The sequence below is a fragment of the Pseudoxanthomonas sp. SL93 genome, from assembly GCF_026625825.1.
Lineage (GTDB): Bacteria > Pseudomonadota > Gammaproteobacteria > Xanthomonadales > Xanthomonadaceae > Pseudoxanthomonas_A.
Window position 1 is genome coordinate 3,620,276 of sequence record NZ_CP113065.1, and the last position, 18,319, is coordinate 3,638,594.

Annotated in this window: 16 protein-coding genes and 1 pseudogene; 6 read left to right on the plus strand and 11 right to left on the minus strand. The window is 64.2% G+C overall.

From position 1 onward, the window contains the following. Positions 1–51: 51 nt before the first annotated feature. Positions 52–2,445: a reprolysin-like metallopeptidase gene (locus OVA13_RS16945; protein ID WP_267791623.1), complete on the plus strand. Its 2,394-nt coding sequence runs from the start codon at positions 52–54 to the stop codon at positions 2,443–2,445. Between the two features lie 86 nt (positions 2,446–2,531). Here the strand turns inward: OVA13_RS16945 and OVA13_RS16950 are convergent, their stop codons facing one another. Both OVA13_RS16950 and OVA13_RS16955 read right to left on the minus strand, forming a co-directional pair. Next, the gene (locus OVA13_RS16950) at positions 2,532–5,333 is read right to left on the minus strand and encodes a rhamnan synthesis F family protein (RefSeq protein ID WP_267791624.1); all 2,802 of its coding nucleotides are present in this window, start codon (positions 5,331–5,333) and stop codon (positions 2,532–2,534) included. 49 nt (positions 5,334–5,382) lie between these two features. After that, on the minus strand, positions 5,383–6,996 hold the full coding sequence (locus OVA13_RS16955; RefSeq protein WP_267791625.1) for an electron transfer flavoprotein-ubiquinone oxidoreductase: 1,614 nt from the start codon (positions 6,994–6,996) through the stop codon (positions 5,383–5,385). 83 nt (positions 6,997–7,079) lie between these two features. Here OVA13_RS16955 and OVA13_RS16960 point away from each other — a divergent pair, with 83 nt between their 5' ends. After that, positions 7,080–7,700 carry an alpha-ketoglutarate-dependent dioxygenase AlkB family protein gene (locus OVA13_RS16960; RefSeq protein ID WP_267791626.1) on the plus strand — a complete coding sequence of 207 codons (621 nt, stop codon included), beginning with the start codon at positions 7,080–7,082 and terminating at the stop codon, positions 7,698–7,700. Positions 7,701–7,713: 13 nt separating this feature from the next. Here OVA13_RS16960 and OVA13_RS16965 read toward each other — a convergent pair whose 3' ends face one another. The 5 genes from OVA13_RS16965 to OVA13_RS16985 are packed head-to-tail and all read right to left on the minus strand — an operon-like array spanning position 7,714 to position 12,084. Beyond that, entirely contained in the window at positions 7,714–8,346 is a 633-nt protein-coding gene (locus OVA13_RS16965) for an ABC-type transport auxiliary lipoprotein family protein (RefSeq protein ID WP_267791627.1), read from the minus strand. Further along, entirely contained in the window at positions 8,343–9,269 is a 927-nt protein-coding gene (locus OVA13_RS16970) for an MlaD family protein (protein ID WP_267791628.1), read from the minus strand. The genes OVA13_RS16965 and OVA13_RS16970 overlap by 4 nt, the downstream gene beginning before the upstream one ends. Positions 9,270–9,272: 3 nt before the next feature. After that, the gene (locus OVA13_RS16975; protein ID WP_267791629.1) at positions 9,273–10,082 is read right to left on the minus strand and encodes an ABC transporter ATP-binding protein; all 810 of its coding nucleotides are present in this window, start codon (positions 10,080–10,082) and stop codon (positions 9,273–9,275) included. Next, positions 10,082–11,197 (minus strand): ABC transporter permease, encoded by a 1,116-nt coding sequence (locus OVA13_RS16980; protein ID WP_267791630.1) that lies wholly within the window; start codon positions 11,195–11,197, stop codon positions 10,082–10,084. The genes OVA13_RS16975 and OVA13_RS16980 overlap by 1 nt, the downstream gene beginning before the upstream one ends. Beyond that, entirely contained in the window at positions 11,194–12,084 is an 891-nt protein-coding gene (locus OVA13_RS16985) for a DMT family transporter (protein WP_267791631.1), read from the minus strand. Before OVA13_RS16985 ends, OVA13_RS16980 begins: the two co-directional genes overlap by 4 nt. 91 nt (positions 12,085–12,175) lie before the next feature. Between OVA13_RS16985 and OVA13_RS16990 the strand changes: the two genes are divergently transcribed. Then, positions 12,176–13,423 (plus strand): threonine/serine exporter family protein, encoded by a 1,248-nt coding sequence (locus OVA13_RS16990; protein WP_267791632.1) that lies wholly within the window; start codon positions 12,176–12,178, stop codon positions 13,421–13,423. 87 nt (positions 13,424–13,510) lie between these two features. Here the strand turns inward: OVA13_RS16990 and OVA13_RS16995 are convergent. From OVA13_RS16995 to OVA13_RS17010, 4 genes and pseudogenes are all read right to left on the minus strand, one after another. Further along, a pseudogene (locus OVA13_RS16995) lies at positions 13,511–13,876 on the minus strand (H-NS histone family protein); the annotation flags it as partial. Between the two features lie 142 nt (positions 13,877–14,018). Beyond that, complete coding sequence (locus OVA13_RS17000; RefSeq protein ID WP_267791633.1) at positions 14,019–15,713, minus strand: proline--tRNA ligase; 1,695 nt, start codon at positions 15,711–15,713, stop codon at positions 14,019–14,021. Between the two features lie 88 nt (positions 15,714–15,801). Further along, the gene (locus OVA13_RS17005) at positions 15,802–16,080 is read right to left on the minus strand and encodes a DUF4124 domain-containing protein (RefSeq protein ID WP_267791634.1); all 279 of its coding nucleotides are present in this window, start codon (positions 16,078–16,080) and stop codon (positions 15,802–15,804) included. 9 nt (positions 16,081–16,089) lie between these two features. Beyond that, positions 16,090–16,479 (minus strand): DUF4124 domain-containing protein, encoded by a 390-nt coding sequence (locus OVA13_RS17010; RefSeq protein ID WP_267791635.1) that lies wholly within the window; start codon positions 16,477–16,479, stop codon positions 16,090–16,092. Between the two features lie 94 nt (positions 16,480–16,573). Between OVA13_RS17010 and pssA the strand changes: the two genes are divergently transcribed. The 3 genes from pssA to rimI are packed head-to-tail and all read left to right on the plus strand — an operon-like array spanning position 16,574 to position 18,299. Then, positions 16,574–17,353 (plus strand): CDP-diacylglycerol--serine O-phosphatidyltransferase, encoded by a 780-nt coding sequence (gene pssA / locus OVA13_RS17015; RefSeq protein ID WP_267791636.1) that lies wholly within the window; start codon positions 16,574–16,576, stop codon positions 17,351–17,353. Beyond that, positions 17,350–17,793 carry an alanine acetyltransferase gene (locus tag OVA13_RS17020; protein ID WP_267791637.1) on the plus strand — a complete coding sequence of 148 codons (444 nt, stop codon included), beginning with the start codon at positions 17,350–17,352 and terminating at the stop codon, positions 17,791–17,793. The genes pssA and OVA13_RS17020 overlap by 4 nt, the downstream gene beginning before the upstream one ends. Beyond that, on the plus strand, positions 17,790–18,299 hold the full coding sequence (gene rimI / locus OVA13_RS17025; protein ID WP_267791638.1) for a ribosomal protein S18-alanine N-acetyltransferase: 510 nt from the start codon (positions 17,790–17,792) through the stop codon (positions 18,297–18,299). The genes OVA13_RS17020 and rimI overlap by 4 nt, the downstream gene beginning before the upstream one ends. Positions 18,300–18,319 lie beyond the last annotated feature (20 nt).

Here is an 18,319-nt window from a genome sequence, read left to right on the forward strand (position 1 = left end):
CTGGGCTATATTGTCCAATCAGGGGTTCCATCCGTTACACAGAGGCTTCCAATGAAATACCGGGTCGGCGCGTGCGCCTTGATGTTTGTTCTGGCTGGGTGTTCTGGAGAAGGCCCCGATTCCAGCCTTGCCTCGATGCGTGGATCCGCGGCAACTGGTACCGATGCCAAGCTGGCTGTGTCTCTGCCGGCCTCGCGGGCGTCGGGCAAATCGATTGCCAGTGCCCCGGATCGTGGCGCCTTGGTGAGCTACGCCAATAAAGGCGCGGCCGCCAAGCGCGAAGGCGCTTATACTTATTTCCCCGTCGCGATCAGTGAAGAACACGCGATCAAGGCGATCCTCACCGGCGAGATGACCGTGCCGTCCCCCGATGGCAGCCAGGTCAAGCTGCGCTATGAGCGCCACAAGGAAGAAGTCGACGGCAACTGGACCTGGGTTGGCCGTGTCATCAACGGCGACAAGATGCAGGAAGCCATCATCACGTTCGGCGAGAAGGCCGTTTATGGCTCCATTCCGCAAGCAAACGGCAAGCCGCCGCTGAGCCTTCAGACCCGCCAAGGCGCGCTCTGGGCAGTCGAGGTGGATCCCTCCAAGGCCGCCTCCGGCAACACCGGCCATACCGACATGATGGTGCGCCCGGCTGCTGCGTTGCGTACCTCGCTGGGTGCAGCAACGATGCAGTCGGCTACCCCGAAGCAGGCGGCGACTGCTGTAACTCAGGCGGCTCCGCCTACCGCATCAAATACGGTGGATGTCGCGATCGGTTATACCCCCGAGTTCGCTACGGCCAATGGCGGCACTTCCGCCGCAACGACGCGCCTCGTTTACCTAATCCAGATCGGCAACCAGGCGTTCACCAATAGTCAGATCAATGGCTATCTGCGCCTCGTGCAAGTCGTGCAGGTGAGCTATACGAACACCAATACCAATCAGACCGCCTTGACCGAGCTGACTGGCAGCAATGGTTCTTCGCCAGTGACGATTCCTGCCAGCTTGGTTCCACTGCGTACCGCGCGCGACCAATATGGCGCCGATATTGCGGTCCTGGTGCGCAAATTCAACACGCCCGAGAATGAAGGCTGCGGTATCGCATGGCTCAATGGTGCAGGCCAGACAGCGATCACCAGTGCAGATGCGGCGTTCGGTTATGCGGTCGTCAGTGATGGCACCGATCAGGGCACGGACGGTAAAACCTACTACTGTGCCGAAGAAACCCTGGTACATGAAGCCGCGCACATCATGGGGTCGGCCCACGACCGTGACAATTCGAAGACGTCGACGGGTGCCTTGCAATACGGTCGCTTTGCCTACTCATTCGGGATGAAGACGAGTTCCGCCAACGGTAACTTTTACACTGTGATGGCGTATGGCGATACCGGGCAGACCCCCTATCGCGTGTTCTCCAACCCGAACATCACCACTTGTGGTGGTCGTGCTTGCGGTCTGGCGGATCAGACCGACAACGCGCGTAGTTTGAGTCAGACTATTCCGGTGGTTACAACATTCCGTGCGACGGTTGTGCCGGTGGGGTCTATTCCCAATGACTATGATGGTGATGGACGCTCAGACCTTTATTGGCGCAACTCGTCAACGGGTAACAATGATGTCTGGTTCCTGAATGGAGCGGCGTTGGTGTCATCGGCTACTGTTTTCAGGGATGCCGACCAGAATTGGGTTGTTGCTGGCTCGGGTGACTTCAATGCCGATGGGAGGGCTGATGTGCTGTGGCGCAACAGTTCGACGGGGCAGACCCGCATACAGCACATGAATGGTCCTAATGTTCTGGCGACGTCAGGGAATTCACTCACCGTGAGCGACCAGAACTGGAAGATCGTTGCTATTGCTGATTTTGATGGTGACGGGGCCTCAGACATCTACTGGCGCAATGCCGTTTCCGGCTATAACGACTTGTGGTTGATGGGCGCCTTGGTGCCTCGCGCATCCGCGAGCGTATATCGCGAAACCAGCCAGGCTTGGCAGGTGGTCGGAAGTGGCGATTTCAACGGAGACGGATTCGCGGACATTTTCTGGCGGAATGCCACGACGGGCCAGAACTGCATTCATTTGATGAACGGAACTTCCATCATCGGGGCCGCATTCACGGACACGGTGAACGACACGAATTGGAAAGTGGCGGCGATCCGTGACTTCAATCGTGATGGTCGCGCAGATATCTATTGGCACAACGATGCTTCAGGGATGAACTACCTGTGGACCATGAACGGCACCCAGGTTGCGACGGTGTCATTCGTGCACTACGAAGCGGATCAGAACTGGAAGATCTTGAACAGCGGTGACTACAACGGGGACGGCTACTACGACATCCTGTGGCGCAACGTCGTTACTGGCCAGAATCTGGTTCACATGATGAACGGTCCCAGCGTCATTGCGGCGGGACAGTTGAACCGGGTTTCGGATCTGAACTGGAAAATCACCGGGCGCTAATCCGGGGCCGAGGAAGAAAACCCGCCGTATATGGCGGGTTTTCTTTTTCTGCCGCTTCTGACGGTCGTGCCCGAACGAAAGTGCGATTACGCCGTCGGGTAAATCACCCCACGTCCTGTGTGGTGGTCGTCAACCGAAAGCTGCTTCCCCCAGCCCGCCGCCTTCCACTTGCCGGAGCCAAGGCAGTCCAGTGGTTGCTGTACAAGCATGCGATCGGCATCCATCTGAAGAATGTCGCCGCCCACGATGTGCCCAACATCTTTGATGAACGCGCACGCTCCCGTGTGAAGTTGCTCAATCGCAGCAAGTTGTGCCCGGGTGCGAGATTCTTCGGCATGCACAGGATCGATGTCGCCAGTTGTCGTGTTGCGCTCCAAGCTCAATAACTGCCCCTGAGGCGCGGTAAGCATGGACTCAAGCAAGATGTCATGCCGGAAGAGGGGGCTGAGTGCCTTGGGTCCATGCAGGCGCTCGTCGTGATACCGCGCCGCCAAATTACCGGGTACGGAGCGGGCCCGTTCGGTCAGGCCGAAGTAGGCGCCGTTCATCGTCGTACCGGTCAAGCGAGATAAACATGACTGAATCGTGCCCGAATATCCCACATCCGAGATTAGCGGGCGTGACGTGCCGATGTGCGTATTCCAGTAGTGGAGGTATGTTTCGCGTTCCATCGCGGCGACTTCGAGAACTCTCTTCATGCTTGGGATCAGCGCATTTACGACATGGTCTCTTTGCTCGGGGAGGGTGACATATGACCTGGTGAGATCAATCGGTACTTGCTCAGCGACGCGCCGGCCCATCCGGGCCACCAGCAGATCGTGCAGTGAGCCCTCATATGATCCTTGCAAAAGGGTGGTTACATCGTCCGCAGACTGGAGACTGGCCATGCCGGTGCTGCGTCGTGAGGCCAGAAGATAGATTCCTTCGGCGCGATCAAGGCTGGGCACGAACAGCCTCATTTGCTCGTAGCCGCGCTTGAGCAAATATCCTTCACGGCTGAGGAATACTATTTTTTCAGCTTCTGTAGACAAGGCGTGGCGCGCCAGCCATGCGAGGTAGTCTACAAGAAGGGGTCCCAGCACCAGGTAGCCGGCAAGTTCCGGATCCTGTATTTCCAGCGAGATTCCAAAGCATCGGGGATTCTCGTCAGCCAGGCGCGTGAGGCGTCTGGCGACGAGGCCCACCCATAACTGATCCTGCCAGGATGCGGACGTTGTAAGTTGGAGTGAGCGAAGTGCAGGCACTGCCTGCACCAATGCATTCGGGCGCAGAACATGGATCGGCTGCATCAGCCCGTGAGCGAGCGGCTTGTGCACGTCCGCAAGTTCGTTGTCGCCCACATGAAGCCACTTCGCCCCCGTAACGCCCATTTTCTTGCCAATCAGGTCCCAGGTGGTCCCGTCGTCCTTGCGGGTAGCTGTCTCGCAGGAAGAAAAAACTTCCGTCGTGACCGAGCCTGCCTCGCCGGGCAGCACCGACTTCAACTCGTTCGCACCGAGATACATGTCAGATATTGCAATGACCCGCACGCCCTTGGCGCCGAGTTCTGCAGCAGCAGCGATAACCGCTGGCCTTGGCGCCAGAATTCTTCGCTCGAATTGAAGCTCCAGCTCCCTGACGCTGGAGAGTAATGTTTCATCGATGCCAGAAAGCTTTTCGAGCTCGGCGTATATGACATGGATGGAAACATCACTTCCCTGCTTCGCGCGCGCCACCGACTCGGCGCGTGAGCGCAATTCGGTGAAGCCATCGATGGAAAAAAGCTCGTGGATAAGATGGCCAAAGTACGCCCGTGCACCAGAGGGTGTAAGAAAGGCGCGAGTCACCAGAGTGTCGTAGATATCGAACGAGGCCAGACGAAGGTTCTGGGATCTTCCCTGTATCTTGTCGCGTACCGATGAGGAAAAGTACGCAGCCCAGTTCTTGCTTCCATTGGCGTGGATAATCTGTTTTCCATCTTGAGGCATGACGCCGATGCGCTGGCCGCCATGCTTTATCAGTTCCGCAAAGAGACGCTCGATCGCATGGTGGAGCGTGCCGTCGGTCTGCCCGGACTCGATTGGAAAATCTGACGTGCGAAGATCGAGATCAAACAGCGGCCTCAGTCCTGAGACGCGCGACCAGAACATGGATCCGGCAGGGAAATCAATGTAATCTTCTGGATTGATTTCGATTCTGAGCATCCTCCCCAGGAGGCGTGCATGCGCGGCATTGGATAGCCACGTGTGAGCAGACAGGGGGATCGATGTGAAGGTTTCTGGGTAAACCATGCCCAGATCAGCGTTGGAGTCGAACAGTCCGGTGATCCAGGAGATCCTTTCGGGGCTCCCCAGAAGTGAATCGAGCAAATAGCGACGCCAGTCATGTTGTTCCATGCCGGTGTAGAGCGATTTCTTCGTGTGGATATGACAAATCAGATCAAGCTTCGATACTTCGCTATGGAACTCGACAAGCAGTGGGGCAATGTCCCTCCCTCTGTTCTCGACGACACGAATCGTGACGCGAGATACATTTGGCAAGCCACCGAAAACTTCATGCAGTCGACCGGTGATGCTCTCATCGGTGGTTGATATCAATAACTCGAAAGGAAGCGGAATTCTGGATAGATAATCCACGAACTCGTCAGCCAAATCCTCGTAGAAGATGTGTGCTACGACACCGACTTTCAGCGATATATCAGCAAGCGGCGTTGGAGGAGCCAGCAATGAATTCTGGCAGTGCGCGGTGCTGTCGGATGATCGATGCGTCGCGCCGCGAACCCAGCGCACGAATCCGTTGAAGCCGAGCGCATGCGTAACTTCATAGGCACGAAGGAGCAGAGAAATCAGCCCTCTTGCACCGCCACCTCTCAATTTGTACGAGCGCAGCAGAGCCTCAAGAGTTTTCATGAGTTAGCGGAAGCGAAGGGGGCGATCGTCTGTTGATGATGCACTGTGGTCACAGGTTCTGGTAATTCGGCCCCGAGCCACCTTCCGGGGTGACCCAGGTGATGATCTCGTAGGGGTCCTTGATGTCGCAGGTCTTGCAGTGCACGCAGTTGGCGGCGTTGATCTGCAGGCGCCGGCCTTCGGTGGCGTCCTCGACGATCTCGTAGACGCCGGCGGGGCAGAAGCGGGTGCAGGGGTTGTCGTATTCGGTGGTGCAGCGAGTGATGCAGATGGACGTATCGGCCACCTTCAGGTGCACGGGCTGGTCTTCGTCGTGCTCGGTGGCGGCGAAGTAGACGCCCTGCAGGCGATCGCGCGGCGCGAGGCTGCGATCGACGTAGTCGCGCTTGGGCTGTTCGTGTTCGCCCACCTTGTCGAGTGATGACCAGTCGGGCGTGATCTTCAGGGTCCACGGCGAGCGGCCACCCACCGCCGTTTCCCAGGCGGCATTCAACAGCCCGAACCACAGGCCCTTTTTGAAACCGGGCTTGATGTTGCGGACCTGCTTCAGCTCCGCCATGGCGTCCGAGCCGCGGAGTTTCGCGTCGAAACCGGCGGGCCTGAGGTCATTCGCCATCAGGTGCTCGGCGGCAAGCATGCCGCTGCGGATCGCCTGGTGGGTGCCCTTGATCTTGGGGACATTGAGCAGGCCGGCAGTGTCGCCGATCAGCAGCGCACCCGGCATTTCCACTTTCGGCAGCGACTGCCAGCCGCCGGTGACGATGGCGCGCGCACCGGCCGACAATATCGTTCCGCCATCCAACAGGGACTTGATCAGGGGATGGTTCTTCCACTGCTGGAAGGCTTCCCACGGTTTGTATTCGGGATCCTTGTAGTCGAGTCCGCTGACGTAACCCAGCGCGACCCGGTCGCCATCCAGGTGGTACAGGAAGCTGCCGCCATAGGTGTCGTTGTCGGCCGGCCAGCCGATGGTGTGCACGATCTTGCCGGGCGTGACGCGGCCGGCCGGCACCTGCCAGAGTTCCTTGATGCCGATGGAATAGGCCTGCGGGTCGCTGTCCTTGTCCAGCTGGAACTGCTTGACGAGGCGCTTCGTCAGGTGCCCGCGGGCACCTTCGGCCAACACCGTGACCTTGGCGCGGATGTCGATGCCCTGCGTGAATCCCGGCTTGTGCGAACCGTCCTTCGCCACACCCATGTCGCCGATGCGCACGCCGGTCACCGCGCCGCTCTCATCGTGCAGCGTCTCCGAGGCCGCGAAGCCCGGGTAGATCTCGACCCCCAGCGCTTCGGCCTGCGGCGCCAGCCATGCGCACATCGCGCCCAGGCTGACGATGAAGTTGCCATGGTTGCGCATGCCGGGCGGCACGATCGGAAACTTGTGGCCGCCCTCCTTGTTCAGCAGCCAGAACTCGTCTTCGCCCGCGGGTACGCATACCGGTGGCGGGTTGTCGCGCCATCCGGGCAGCAGGGCATCCAGCGGGCCGGGTTCGATCACCGCCCCGGACAGGATATGCGCACCGATGGTGCTGGCTTTCTCGATGACGCAGACGGAGAAGTCGGGATTAAGCTGTTTCAAGCGGATCGCAAACGCCAGCCCCGCGGGGCCCGCGCCGACGGTCACGACGTCGTACTCCATTACATCGCGTTCGACATCGGACATGGCAGTGCGCTCCAGCGTGGCGTTAGGCTGCCGGTATTTTCGGGGTTTGCGCGGGGCGGGGCAAATCCGCCAGCATGGTGGCGATGACCATACCCAGGCCCGAGTCGGCGAATGGAGCAGCAGGCGCGCTTCCCGGCGCGTCGTTGACCTTCGTGCCTGACTGGCTTACGCGTGAACGGGCTGACAGGCTGTTCGATGAGGTGATGCGGGAAACGCCGTGGGAAGTCCACCGCATCCGGATGTTCGGGCGCATGGTGGATTCGCCGCGCCTGAGCTGCTGGATGGGCGACCCGCAGGCGATGTACCGCTACTCCGGCGCGGATTTCGTGCCGCATGCGTGGGTCCCCGCATTGGCCGACCTTCGTGCGCGCGTGCAGCGAGAGACCGGAAGTCCGTTCAACAGCGTTCTCGCCAACCTGTACCGGAGCGGCCGCGACGCCATGGGCTGGCACAGCGATGATGAGCTGGAACTGGGGGCGCAACCGGTGATCGCATCGGTCAGCCTGGGGGCAACACGACGTTTCCTGCTGAAGCATCGGCAGCAGCCGGATACGAAACTCGCGCTCGAACTGCCGCATGGCAGCCTGCTGGTCATGGCGGGCGACACCCAGCGCCTGTATCGGCATGCGCTGCCGCGTACGGCGCGACCGGTGGGGCCACGCATCAATCTGACGTTCCGCTGGATTGATCCCGCCCTGCGGTGAAGACTTGGCGGTGTCAGCGCTTGGTCGGCGTGTCGCCGTAGCCGGTCTGCAGGACCCACCCGGCGATGTCGCGCGTGGAGGCGGCCAATGCCTGTTCGAACGCGGCGGCCACCTGCGGGATCTCGGCGCCGTTGGCCGGTTGCCGGCTCAGGAACGTACGCGAGGCCACCACGCGCTGGTCGCGGTTGTAGACCAGTTTCGCACTGACTTCGACCACCGCCGAAGGCGTGGCTTCACCGGCGTAGTCGGCCTCGAACCGTCGCAGGTCCATCACCAGCTTGTAGTCGCCCAGGATGCCGGCATCCGCACTGGCGACGGCACCGATGCGGCCGGAGTCCTCCAGCGTGCGCTGGATGGCGTCCTGCAGCAGGTCGGTGGCCGGTTGCGCCCACGTCGCGCCGCGGTAGACCTGCAGTTCGCCGGGGACCGGACGGACGCTGATGCGTGGGCTGTCGACGACGCGCGCGGCGGTGGGTTTGGCAATCACCAGCGTCCACGGTACGGAAGGCCAGCTGGCCTCCGGCGCGACGCGGATATCCGGCGAATAGATCGTCACCGGGTCGCGCTGTTCACTGCCCAGGATGGAGCAGCCCGGAACCACCAGCAGCATCAACGACAGGCAAAACGGAATACGCAGCGGCTTCATTTCGGGTCGAACTCCTTGGGTGCATCGCGGCCCAGCAGGTAGCGCGCGGGGTTGCCTTCCAGCCGGTCGCTGACGCGGCGCAGATCGCGTACGAGGCCACGCAGTTCGGTCAGCGTGGGGCCAAGCTGGCCAAGGCCGTCGCTGGCGAAGCTGTTGATGGCGGCGCGGTTCTCACCGAGGATCGCGTCCGCATTGTTGGCGGCGGAATCCAGCTTGGCCAGCGTGCTTTCCAGCTGGTTGAGGATGCCGGGGAGTTCGCGCACCAGGTTCTGGTCCAGCCGCTGGATGGTGCCATTGGTGGTGGTCAGCGTGGCGTCAAGATTGTTGGCGGCATCGCGCGCGCTGGCGATCAGCGACTGCAGGCCTTCCTCGCGGCTGGCCAGCGAGCCGCTCAGCGTTTCCAGGTTCTGCAACGTGGTCGTCAGGCTCGCCACGTTCTTGTCGCTCAAGGCCTGGTCCAGCCGCTCGACGATGCGATTGGCGGTATCGGTGATGTTCTGCAGCGCGGAAGGCGCGGTCTGGATGACCGGCGCCTCGCGCGTATCCACGCTGGTCAGGGCCGGCGCCTGCGGGGTACCACCACTCAACTGGATGATGGTCGGGCCGGTCAGGCTGGTGATGGCCAGCTTGGCGCGGGTGTCGGTCTTGATGGGCGTGAAGGATTCCACGCGGATCCGCGCGATGACCTGGCGCGGATCGTTGGGTGCCAGCGACAGCTTGGTGATGGAGCCCACCGCGATGCCGTTGTACTGCACGGGACTGCCGACCGACAGGCCGGTGACCGCCTCGCGGAACACCACCTGGTACTCCTGCCAGGTGCGCTCGGACGAGTATTTCGCCGCCCACAGGCCGAACAGCAGCAAGGCGCTGGCAATGATGATGGTGAACGCACCGATCAGGACGTAGTTGGCCCGGGTTTCCATGATTCAGACTGCCGTTTGCGTAGTGTGCGACCCGAAGGCCCGTTGCCCGTCGCGCGCAGCACGCGCACGCGGACCATGGAAGTACTCCTGTACCCAGGGGTGGTCGAACTGCTCCACCTCGTTCAAGGGCGCCACCGTGACCACCTGGCGGTCCGCAAGCACGGCGACGCGGTCGCAGATAGCGTACAGCGTGTCCAGGTCGTGGGTGATCAGGAAGACCGTCAGCCCCAGCGCTTCCTGCAGGGTCTTGATCAGGTGGTCGAATGCCGCCGCACCGATCGGGTCGAGCCCGGCCGTGGGCTCGTCCAGGAAGAGCAGGGGCGGATCCAGTGCCAGCGCACGCGCCAGGCCGGCGCGCTTACGCATGCCACCGGAAAGTTGCGAAGGCAGCTTGTTCAGCGCATCCGCAGGCAGGCCGGCGAGCTTGATCTTCAGCAGGGCGAGTTCGTAGCGCCAGCTGTCCGGGAGTTCCGGGTGGTGTTCCTTCAGCGGCACCTGCACGTTCTCGCCCACCGTCAGCGACGAGAACAGCGCGCCATCCTGGAACAGCACGCCGGTGTTGCGTTCGATGTGCTGGCGAGAAGCGACATCGTCGGATCGCGCGTCCACGCCCAGCACCTCGATCTCGCCGGCATCCGGCGTGCGCAGGGCCAGGATGGAACGCATGAGCACCGACTTGCCGGTGCCCGAGCCGCCGACCACGCCGAGGATCTCGCCGCGACGCACGTCCAGATCGAGGTCTTCGTGCACGACCTGTTCGCCAAAGCGATTGACCAGGCGACGGATGCGGATGATGGGGGAGTCGTCTGCCATCACCAATCCATGTTCATGAACCACAACGCCGCCAGGGCGTCGATGATGATCACCAGCGAGATCGTCTGCACCACGCTGGACGTGGTGCGTTCGCCGACCGATTGCGCGGTGCCTTCCACCTGCAGGCCTTCCAGGCAGCCGATCAGGCCGATGATCAGCGCGAAGATGGGCGCCTTCGACATGCCGACCAGGAAGTGCCGGACTTCCATCGTCTCGTGCATGCGCGCCAGGTACATCTGCGGTGGGATGCCCAGGTCGAACGCGCCCACGGTGACGCCGCCGGCCAGGCCGGCCATCATCGCGATGAAGGTCAGCAGTGGCAGCATGACCAGCAGCGCGATCAGGCGCGGGATCACCAGCAGGTCGATCGGGTCCAGGCCCAGCGTGCGGATCGCATCGATCTCCTCGCGGCTCTTCATCGCGCCGATCTGCGCGGTGAAGGCGCTGGCCGTGCGACCAGCCAGCACGATGGCGGTCAACAGCACGGCGAACTCGCGCAGGAAGGCGATGCTGACCAGTTCCACCACGTAAATCTCGGCGCCGAAATCGCGCAGGATGGTGGAGCCGAGGAAGGCGATCACCGCGCCGACCAGGTAGGACAGCAGGATCACCAGCGGCACGGCATCCAGGCCGACGGTTTCCATGTGCGAAACCGTGGCGGTGGCGCGGAAGCGGCGTGGCTCCTTCGCCATGCGCACCAGCTTGACCAGGTTCTCGCCGGTGAAGCTGAGCAGCGAGACGATCTCCCTGCCGTTTTCCTGCACCTGGTAGCCCAGGCGCGACAGCGCGGCCAGGAAGCCATAGTCCCGCTTGCGCGGTGGGCGGTCGTCGGCGACGTCTTCAATCGTGCTGACCAGCGCGCGGTGGTCTTCGCGGAAATCGATGCTGTCCAGTTCCAGCCCGCGCCGCTTGGCGAAGCGCAGCAATTGCAACACTCCGGTGGAATCGATGCGGCCGATGGCGGTCGCATCGATGCGCGTGACCGCTTCAGGCAGGCCGCGCAATTCCTCCGCCACGACCAGCGCGCTGGCCAGCGTCCAGTCGCCCGCCAGCCGTACCCGCGTGGGGTCAGCCTGATCGGTTTCGTACTGCGGGCGGGCAGGGGTGGGGGTCATGGCATCGCTCGGCCAAGGAGCATACAGGCTATGCCACTGAACGTGAGCAGCACGCCAGCAAACGCCCGTCGTCCCAGCGGTTCGCGCAGCCACACCGCCGCCAGCACCACCAGGAACACGGACGCGCTCTCATTGAGGATGGCGGCCACCGACGCGGACGTGTACTTGTAGCCGCCCAGCCAGAACACCATCGACAACCCCTGCCCGATCAGTGCCGCCATCACCAGCCGGTGCCATGGCACCGCGCGGGGATCGAACCGCATACGCGCCCGCATGGCAGGCCATGCGGCCAGCGCCAGCAGGCCGCTGACGGCGCCCGCCAGCCGGACCATCGTTACCCACAGCAGTGGCTGGGCTTCCAGGATGCGCTTCACCATGACCACCGCGACCGCCATCAGGGCGATGGCCAGCATGCCGATGACGATGCCGCGCACGGTGTGTTGCGGGTGTGTCTTCCATTCCCCGGGTGGCCGGCTGACCAGCAGCACGCCCAGCCCGACGAGGCCGAAACCGACCCATTGCGCGGGACCCAGGCGTTCGTCCAGGAAAACAAAGCCGAGCAGCAGCACCAGCGGGCTGTAGAGGTTGCCGATGATGCCCATCCGGCCGGCCCCCAGTTCGTTGAGGGCGCGGAAGTACAGCGTGTCGGCCAATGCAATGCCGATCACGCCGCTGGCGAGCACGATGGCCAGATCCTGCGTGGGCAGCACCGGCCAGTCGCCCCAGTGCAGCAGCAGGGTCACCGGGGCCAGCACGCCCAGCACCAGCGTGTTCTTCAGCAGGTTGAGCGCCAGCGGCGGCAGGTACGCACCCAACTGACGCGCCAGGATCACGCCCACGGCCCACGTGGCTGCGCTGCCCAGCGCGAGTGCCTCACCGATACCCATGTGCCCCCTTGGCGCCCAGCATGACCGGTAGTGTAAGCAGCAACATGATCACGACGGCGTGTTTTCGCATGGGCTTGGGCATACTGTGCGGATGGCCGACGAACCGTCTTACACCGCGACCTACGCCCAGCGCATCGCCTTCATCTGCGAGATGGCCGGACGCCTGCACAGCTACGGCACCACCGCGCAGCGACTGGAGGGCACGGTGGTGTCGCTCTCGCAGCGGCTGGGCCTGGATTGCGAGCCGTGGTCCAACCCGACCGGCCTGATCCTGAGCTTCAGCGATCCCACGCGCCCGCTGGGCGCCAGCGACAGCACGCGCGTGATCCGGCTGGCGCCGGGTGAAACCGACCTGCACAAGCTGAGCGAGGCGGACCGCATCGCCGATGCCGTGTCGTCCGGTGAAATGAGCATCGCGCAGGGCCATACGGCGCTGCGGGCGCTCGACCGCGCGCCCAGCCTGCGCTGGCGCGCGATGCAGGTTTTCGCGTCCGGGTTGGCGGCCGCGGCGGTGGCCGGGCTGTGGCGCCTGCCATGGTTGGACCTGGCGACGGCGGGACTGATCGGGTTGCTGATCGGACTGCTGGGCGAGCTGATCGCGCGGCGTCCCCAGATGAAGGAAGCGAGTGATGCCATCTCGGCCCTGGTCGCCGGCTTCGTCGCCATCCTGATCGCGAATTTCGTGGCGCCGCTCAACCTCAACACGGTGATCATCGCATCTCTGATCGTGCTGCTGCCGGGCATGGCGCTGACCAACGCGGTCAACGAGCTGACCAGCCAGCACCTGGTGTCAGGCGTCGCACGCTTTGCAGGGGCCATGGCGACCATCCTCAAGCTGACGGTAGGCAGCCTGATCGCGATCACGCTGGCGCAGCTGGTGGGCCTGTATCCGGAAGTACGGGCGTCGCGGCCGCAACCCGAATGGGTGGAGTGGGGCTCGATGGTGCTGGCGGCGTATGCGTTCGCGGTGCTATTCAAGGCGCACCGCCGCGACTATTTCTGGGTGATGAGTGCGGCGATCGCCGGCTACAGCATCTCGCGCTTTGCCGGCGAAGCCTGGGGCAGTCCGGTAGGGATCTTCCTGTCGGCACTGACGCTGACCGCCGCGGGCAATGCCTTCGCGCGCTGGGCCAACCGCCCCGGCGCGCTGATCCGCGTGCCGGGCATCCTGATGCTGGTGCCCGGCAGCTCCAGCCTGCGCGGACTGATGTCGCTGGTGCAGCAGCAGGACGTGGGCGTGGGGCAGTCCGCCCTGCTCAGCGTGACCAACGTGTTGATGGCGCTGATCGCGGGCCTGCTGTTCGGCAACCTGTTGATCTCCTCGCGCAAGAACCTCTGAGGCGGCGGGCTTCGCCCAAAGAAAACGGGAGGCGATGCCACGCATCGCCTCCCGCATTGAATCCGTGCCGATCGGTTCGGCTTACTTCTTTTTGATCAGGAAGTCGTCCGGCTTCTTGCCCTTGGCCACCAGCGCTGCCATCCAGCGCGGCTGCTTGCCGCGGCCAGTCCACGTTTCCTTGGTGTTGGCCGGGTTGCGGTACTTCGGTGCCACCTTGCCCAGCTTGCGACCGGCCTTGGGCCCCGGCTTGCCGGCATTGGCGCCATTGCGCGCCGCGGACGGCGTACCGAACAGTTCTTCCAGCGTGTAGCCCTCGGCCTTGGCAAACTTGGTGATCTTGCCCCGCACGGTGGCAATGGGCGTGCGCTTGGCCAGCTTGGTCTGCTGTTCTTTCGCCTTGGTGATCAGCGCACTGAGTTCCTTGACGGACAGGCTACGCAGGTCGATCGACATCAATTTCTCCAAAAAGGAAGGGTCAGCCCATCCGTGGCGGAGCAGCGATGATAATCGACGACTTAATCACGGCACAAACCGAAAACCCGTGAAATCCGCGGGGAAAACGTGAGTTGACTCACGCTTTTCCCGTGAAGACAGATCAGGCACGCAGGCGTGCGAACAAATCCTCGTGTCCGATGTTCTCCGCTTCGGTTGCCCGGCGTGCGCGGTATTCGAACGTGCCGGCGGCCAGGCCACGCTCGGAAACCACCACGCGGTGCGGGATGCCGATGAGCTCGATGTCGGCGAACATGGCGCCCGGTCGCAGGCCGCGGTCATCCAGCACCGCTTCGATGCCCTGCGCGTGCAGTTCCGCCAGCAGCTTCTGCGCGGCGTCGTTCACGGAGGCGTCGTTCTTGGGATTGATCACGCACACCGCGACTTCCCACGGCGCCATCGGCGCAGACCAGATGATGCCGTTTGCATCGTGGTTCTGTTCGATGGCGGCGGCGACGATGCGCGACACGCCGATGCCGTAGCAGCCCATCGCGGGCGCAGCAGCCTTGCCGTTCTCGTCCAGCACGGTGAACTTCATCGCCTCGCTGTACTTGCGGCCCAGCTGGAACACATGGCCGACCTCGATGCCGCGGACGATGCGGATGTCGCCCCCATCGGCTGCCTTGTCGCCTTCCACCACGTTGCGGATATCGGCCACGGTGTCGGGTTCGGGCAGGTCGCGGCCCCAGTTGACGCCGGTGAGGTGGAATCCGCTTTCGTTGGCGCCGACGACGAAGTCCGCCATCGCCGCCACGTCGCGGTCGGCGACCACGCGGAGGGCCTTCTTCGCGCCGACCGGTCCCAGGAAGCCCGGCTGGCTGCCCAGATGCTCGAGGATCTCCGCTTCGCTCGCCAGGCGATAGTCGGCAAGGCCCGCGACCTTGCCAAGCTTGATCTCGTTGACGGCATGGTCGCCGCGCACCAGCGCCAGCACGAATCCGGCTTCGGTCATCACCGCGATGGACTTCACCGTGTGCTGCAGCGGGATGCCCAGCAGCGCGGCGACGTCTTCACAGGTCTTCTGCGTCGGCGTGGCGACCTTGGCCATCGCCACGGTCGCGGCGGGCCGCGGGGCAGGCGCGGCAGCGGTAGCTTTCTCCACGTTGGCGGCGTAATCCGAACCGGTGGAGAACGCGATGGCGTCCTCGCCGGAATCGGCCAGCACGTGGAATTCCTGCGACGCATCCCCGCCGATGGCGCCACTGTCCGCCTGCACCGCACGGAAGTTCAGCCCCAGTCGGGTGAAGATGCGGGTGTAGGCCGCATGCATGTTGTGGTATTCGCGTACCAGGTCCTCATCGGTGATGTGGAACGAGTACGCGTCCTTCATCAGGAATTCGCGCGCGCGCATCACGCCGAAGCGCGGACGGATCTCGTCGCGGAACTTGGTCTGGATCTGGTAGAGGTTCACCGGCAGCTGCTTGTAGCTGTTCAATTCCTGCCGTGCGAAGTCGGTGACCGCTTCCTCCGCCGTGGGGCTGTAGCAGTACTCGGCTTCCTTGCGGTCCTTGATCTTCAGCAGCTGGCCGCCGAATTTCTCCCAGCGCCCGGTTTCCTGCCACAGCTCGCGCGGCTGGATGGTCGGCATCTGCAGTTCCAGCGCGCCGGCGCGGTCCATCTCCTGGCGCACCACGGTTTCCACCTTGCGCAGCACGCGCAGGCCCAGCGGCGACCAGGTGTACAGGCCGGAGGCCAGCTTGCGGATCATGCCGGCCCGCAGCATCAGCTGGTGGCTGACCAGTTCGGCGTCGGCCGGGGTTTCCTTGGTGGTGCGGAGATGGAATTGCGACAGGCGCATCGGCACGGGCTTTCTGGGGGACGAATTCCCTATTTTGCCAGTGTTGGACGGGGAACGGCGGCTGGATGGGTGGTGCGGGGCGACACCGTCACTCGCGGGAGCCACCGTCCACGGTGATGGCGGCCGGCGCATCGCGCTCGATGCGCTCGAACGTGCGGCCTTTCGGCGGCTTTTCGGTGATCTGCAGCACGCCGGCATCGTCGCGCCAGCGGTACAGCGCGGGGCGTGCGTCGCGGGCCTGCGCGTCAGCGGCTTGGCGTGCGCGCTGCTGTTTGCGTTCGGTTTCGTGCGGGGCTTCGCGGCCCAGCCACCACGCCACGCCCACGCCGACTGCGAGGCCTGCCACGATGGCCAGCCAGCCTCGCATGCGGGTGGCTCAGGTCCCTGCGGGGGTGCAGTAGGCCTTCACCGCGGCTTCGGCGAGCCCGCGCTGGTTGGCGCGCGCCGTGTCGTCGAGCGTGGCATCGGGTTTGCCGTCGCCGTCGGTGTCCTGCTGGACCGGGCCCTTGTTGCCCAGGATTTCCAGGTTCTTGCGCGCGGTCGTGCACTGCGCATTTTCCACGGCCTGGCCGGCGGGCTTGGCTTCGGCCACGGTGGCACCCGTCGGGGTGATGCGGCGGTTCTGCGCCTGCTGGTTGGGCGGCGGGCTGTCCGAATAGTGGGTGACGCCCTTGCTGTCCTTCCACTGGTAGATCTGCTGGGCCTGTGCGGTCAGGGCGGCGGCCAGGCACAAGGCCGTCACGGACAGGCAGGGCAGGACACGCATGGCGGGCTCCAACGATCAGGGGAGCGGCGATTGCAGCACCCCCGGGCCGGGCTGGCAAGCCGGGCCCGGGGTGGCTTGGGCTAAACTGCGACCCATGGACGAAAACAAGCCGCCACCGCGCTCACGCGGGATCTACCTGCTGCCCAACCTGTTCACCACCGCGGGCCTGTTCGCGGGGTTCTACGCCATCATCGCCGCGGCCAACGGCCAGTTCGTCAATGCCGCCATCGCGGTGTTCGTGGCCGGGTTGATGGATGGCATCGACGGCCGGGTGGCGCGACTGACCGGCACCAGCAGCGATTTCGGGGTGCAATACGACTCGCTTGCAGACCTGGTGAGCTTCGGCCTGGCGCCGGCGCTGGTGATGTACCACTGGTCGCTGTCGGCGTTGAAGTTCGACGGCGTGGTGTGGGGGCGTGTCGGCTGGGTGGTGGCTTTCCTGTACGCCGCCTGCGCCGCGCTGCGCCTGGCCCGCTTCAACACGCAGGTGGGCACGGTGGACAAGCGCTGGTTCATCGGCTTGGCCAGTCCCGCCGCGGCCGGCCTGATGATGTCCTTCGTCTGGGCGTTCGCCGATGGCGAACTGGGCTGGAGTGGCGAGGAACTGCGCTACGTGGCGCTGGCGGTGTCGCTGGTGGCGGCACTGCTGATGGTCAGCCGCATCCGCTTCTGGAGCTTCAAGGGGACCGGCGAGGGCGGCGCGAAGGCAGACCGCATTCCGTTCGTGGTGTTGGCGCTGGTGCCATTGGCGCTGGCGATCCTGTTCATCGACCTGCCGCGCACGCTGTTCGCCGTGGGCGTTATCTACGCCATCTCCGGCCCGGGCTACTGGCTGTGGCTGCGCACGCGCCGCAGCAGGGAAAACGCGGCGTGAGCCTGTCCGCCGACCGGCTGTGGTCCGCCGACCAGCAAGCCTGGCTGGGCGCGCTGGGGCATACGGTCTACCTGCCGGCCGATTGGCCGACCGAAGCCGGGCAACCCGCTGCCGATGACACCGCGCCCGCAGGTGCCGCCACGACGCCGGCACCTGTCCGCGTCGCCGCGCCTGAGCCGGTGCGGCGGACCCGGGTGCCGCCGCCACGTGACGACGGCCCAGGAGAGCGCCCCGCGCCACCGCCGCGTGCCGCCGGCTCGCGATTGCCCGATCGCCTGCACTTCGCCCTCATCCGGGCATCGGGTTGCAACCCGAATGCGCCGGGCGCGGCGGAGCTCTTCGCGCAATGGCCGCCGTCCTCGCAGTTGCGCGGCAATCCCGCCGCCAAGCGCGCGCTGTGGCCGGCCCTGCGCAAGCTGCGCCGGTCGTCATTGCCATGAGCGCGCTGGGCGTCGAGGCGGCATCGGCTTCCGCGCCCGCCCTGCGGCCCCTGCGCGAGTCCGACTTGGATGCCGTGCTGGCGATCGAACAGCGCGCCTACCCGTTCCCCTGGACGCGCGGGATCTTCCGCGACTGCCTGAAAGCCGGTTATCCCTCCTGGGCGATGACCGAGCACGGCCTGGTGATCGGCTACGGACTGCTGAGCATCGCGGCCGACGAAGCGCACATCCTGAACATCTGCATCGCGCCGGAGCGGCAGGGCCGTGGCCTGGGCCGTCACCTGCTGCGTGCACTGGTGAAGGTCGCGCGCGGGCAGGGGGCGCAACGGGTCTTCCTGGAGGTGCGTCCCTCCAATCCCGGCGCGATCGCGCTGTACCACAGTGAAGGCTTCAACGAGATCGGTCGCCGTCCCCGCTACTACCCCGCACGCGATGGCCGCGAGGACGCACTGGTGATGGCCATCGAACTGGTACCCGACGACATCACCACGATGCCGCCGCTGTAGGGCGGGCTTGGCCCGCCTTC